Below are 3,137 nucleotides of genomic sequence, written 5' to 3'. Positions count from 1 at the left end.
ACTCAACAGGCATCCAGCTCATCGACGGCCGACCCTACAAGACCTCTCAAGCCGGCCTCCCCATAGCGGTGAGCCGGGCTCCGTCCACGAAGACCAGGCGGCGGAGAGGGAGGGGCGCCCGGACGACGGCACGGCGACGCAGCACTCCTCCTATACCCAACAGAATTCATGTTCTGTCCGGTATACTATTTGTGATGAGCAGTTGACCGACGACGAGACCGCCCGGCTAAGCCCGAAGATCGCCGAGACGGCGAAACGCTGGCACGCCGGCATCGAGGCCCTGCGCGTCATCCATCTCGGCCTGCGCATCCTTGCCGACTGGCTCGCCCAGTCCGGCGCCGCCACCATCCGGGCGCCCAGCTCGCCGCCGGATGAACCGCCGGCTCAGGCCCGGAACTGGCGAAAGCGCCGGAGCGGGGATTTTGGCGCGTGCGGGCCACGCCGGTGGAAGGAGAGCTGGCCCAGCTCGGTGATGGCCGGTAGCGGCCGATGCGGGCCTCCTGCTCCAGGGAGCCCGTGCCTCGCTGGGCACGGCGTCGCTGTCGGGCACCGCGGCACCAGCGAGTATCTGCTGCTCAAGGCCTTGCAGACGGTCAACGTGCCGGTGGAGAAAGTCAAGCAGGTCTACCTGCGGCCACCGCAGACCGCGCCGGTGTTCGGCTGGAGCGAGGTGGACGCCTGGCCGACGTTCTCCACCTTCCTCATTCCCGCCGTCACCGATCTGGACGCCTGGATCGTGGCCGGTGTCGGAGGAGTAACGGCGGGGGTGCACGAAGCCCACGCCTTGGTGAGCAGGTCAGCGCCGCCTAGGGTCAGCTCGGTACGCAGGCGGGAGCGTTCGTGGGTGATCCGGTCGCCGGGTGAGGTGGAGAAGCGGTAGCCGTCGCCGGGTCCAGACCAGCGGGGTCGGTTGGGTCAGGCCATCGCCGGGACCTCCCGGGTGTGGAGGATTGCCCTTGCGCACTTGAGAGTCGGGGTGGTGGCTCTTCTCATCTCGGGCTGACGCGCGAGAGCCGTGCGTGGCTCCTGTCGGAGCATGGGCCCATCAATTACCGGCCACCGCCGGGCATCGGCCCTCGGCCTCTCTTGAAGATCTCGAACATGGCGAAATAGTTCTCAGTGCCGTGCCCCTGAGCGATCGCGTGTTCGGCGAGTTCTTTCATCAACCGTGGCTGGTCAGAGTGGACGCCCTGCTCGACACTGGTGCGGACGATATGCTCCAGCGCGTTCAGGTTCATCTGCATGGTTCCGAGGTCGCCGGGGTATGCGCCCTCGTCCAGGTTCGCCGCTTGTTCGGCGAGGCTCGCAGGGTCCAGCACCACGGGCATGAACCAGCCCAGCGCGAGTTCGGCGAACTCGGACGCGGACACGTTCGCCGAGCCGACCAGGGCGGCGCCGTGCAGGAAACCGTTCAGGGTCGCGTACATCATCTCGAGCAGTGCCGTGTTGAGCAGCACCGCCAGGCCCGGATCGGTGCCAAGGTGCCGGGGATCGCCCAGCAGCGCCAGGGTCGCCCGGTGCCGGTCGAAGACTTCCCGTGGCCCGGCATACAGGAGGACCGATTCAGGCCGGCCGACGAGTGGCGGGGGCACCATGATCGCGCCATCGAGATAGCCGAGGTCGCGTTCGGCCGCCCAGTCCGCCGTCATGCGAGCTTCTGCCGGCGTTCCCGAGGTGAGATTCACCAGCGTACGACCCTGAAACGCACCGTCGGTGGAATCAAAGACCTGGTACATGGTCGCGTAGTCGTTGAGGCACGTGATCGTGACAGGGCTCGCGGCCACGGCCTCGGCGATGGTGGCCGCGCGGTGCGCCCCCTTGGCGACCAGAGCGTCGGCCTTGCCGGCGGTACGGTTCCAGACCGTGAGGGATCGGCCCCTATCAAGAAGCGTCTGTGCCAGCGCCGATCCCATCGGTCCCAAGCCGACGACGGTGATCGCGGTGCTGTCCTGTCCGGATGAATGCTGTTCTGTCATGCCCATAGGCTGGACTCTCACACCGGCGTGAGAGTCAACTCGAAGTGGCGGTTGTCACATGCAGATCGGAGAGCTGTCCCGGCTCACGGGCGCTAGCGTGCGCTCGTTGCGTTACTACGAGGAGCAAGGCCTGCTCCGGCCGCTGCGGCGGCCCAGCGGGTATCGGGAGTTTCGCAAGGAGGACGTCGCCACGGTGCGAGGCATTCGTCTCATGCTCGCCGCCGGGCTCAGCACCACGACGATCGGCGAGGTGCTGCCCTGCATGACCGATGACGGCGAGGGGCTGACACCGTCCTGCGCCGGAATGCTCCCCGACCTGCACCGCGAACGGGAACGGCTCAGCGCTGCCGCGGCCGACCTCTTGGCTGCACGGGACAGGCTGGACGCCCTCCTCGAAGCCACCTCCAGGCTTGATCCCGCCGACCCCTCGGAGTGCGACACGGTGGTGCCACCCGTTCGTCCGCCTGGTCTGAATCCGCGGCCCGCCTCAGCTACCTGATCCACCGCCTGCGACCCGTCGGCTGCCGATGCTTCGAAGCCGCTACCGTGAACGACCGCCGACCGATCGTCGTGCACCACGAAGCCAGGGCCCGCGTTCAGCAGACCCACCCTTACGGCCTTGCAGTGATCACAGCGGGGCTTCCGGCGGCGCCGTTCGACCATGGTGATCCCGGCCGCCCGCAGGGCGCGCGGCATCGTCGATCCCGAGGTGTGGACCGGCTGTGAGCCGCCCGCCCTGGCAGCGTCCGCCACAGATCAGGTGCGTTTCCAGTGGGCGATGCCCGCCCGCTGGAAACGCTCACCTCGCATCACGTGCCCGGCGTGATCCGGGCGCCCACGAGGATCCGGTTCCAGTTGTTGATCATGCCGATGGCGACCAAGAGCAGGGCGAGCTGCTCCTCGCTGTAGTGCTCGGCCGCCTGCTGCCACACCGCGTCGGACACCTCGGCGCGGTCGGCCAGCCGGGTCGCCTCCTCCGCCAGGGCCAGCGCGGCCCGCTCGGCTGCGGTGAACACCGCGGCCTCACGCCACGCCGCCACCATCCAGAGCCGTTCATCGCTCTCCCCCGCCTGCTTCATGTCCCGGGTGTGCATGTCCACGCAGTACGCGCACCCGTTGATCTGGCTGGCCCGCAGCTTGACCAGCCCCAGCGTCGGGGTG

Annotated in this window: 4 protein-coding genes; 2 read left to right on the top strand and 2 right to left on the bottom strand. The window is 68.2% G+C overall.

Features of this window, described 5'->3' with window-relative positions:
- Window positions 1–202 precede the first annotated feature (202 nt).
- Entirely contained in the window at window positions 203–880 is a 678-nt protein-coding gene (locus tag HCN51_RS58765; protein ID WP_206069122.1) for a type 2 periplasmic-binding domain-containing protein, read from the top strand.
- Between the two features lie 169 nt (window positions 881–1,049).
- Here the strand turns inward: HCN51_RS58765 and HCN51_RS57605 are convergent, their stop codons facing one another.
- Window positions 1,050–1,976: an NAD(P)-dependent oxidoreductase gene (locus tag HCN51_RS57605; protein WP_168022213.1), complete on the bottom strand. Its 927-nt coding sequence runs from the start codon at window positions 1,974–1,976 to the stop codon at window positions 1,050–1,052.
- A 97-nt stretch (window positions 1,977–2,073) separates the two neighbouring features.
- Between HCN51_RS57605 and HCN51_RS57600 the strand changes: the two genes are divergently transcribed.
- Window positions 2,074–2,475, top strand: coding sequence for a MerR family transcriptional regulator (locus HCN51_RS57600; protein ID WP_428981594.1), 402 nt, complete (start codon window positions 2,074–2,076; stop codon window positions 2,473–2,475).
- 310 nt (window positions 2,476–2,785) lie between these two features.
- On the opposite strand, the gene HCN51_RS57595 is transcribed toward HCN51_RS57600, so the two are convergent.
- On the bottom strand, window positions 2,786–3,137 hold a 352-nt coding region (locus tag HCN51_RS57595), incomplete at its 5' end, for a carboxymuconolactone decarboxylase family protein (protein ID WP_168022211.1).

Source organism: Nonomuraea composti, from assembly GCF_012034275.1.
Classification (GTDB): domain Bacteria; phylum Actinomycetota; class Actinomycetes; order Streptosporangiales; family Streptosporangiaceae; genus Nonomuraea; species Nonomuraea composti.
Note: the sequence above shows the minus strand (reverse complement) of the source record. Positions and strands in the feature narration are given on the sequence as shown.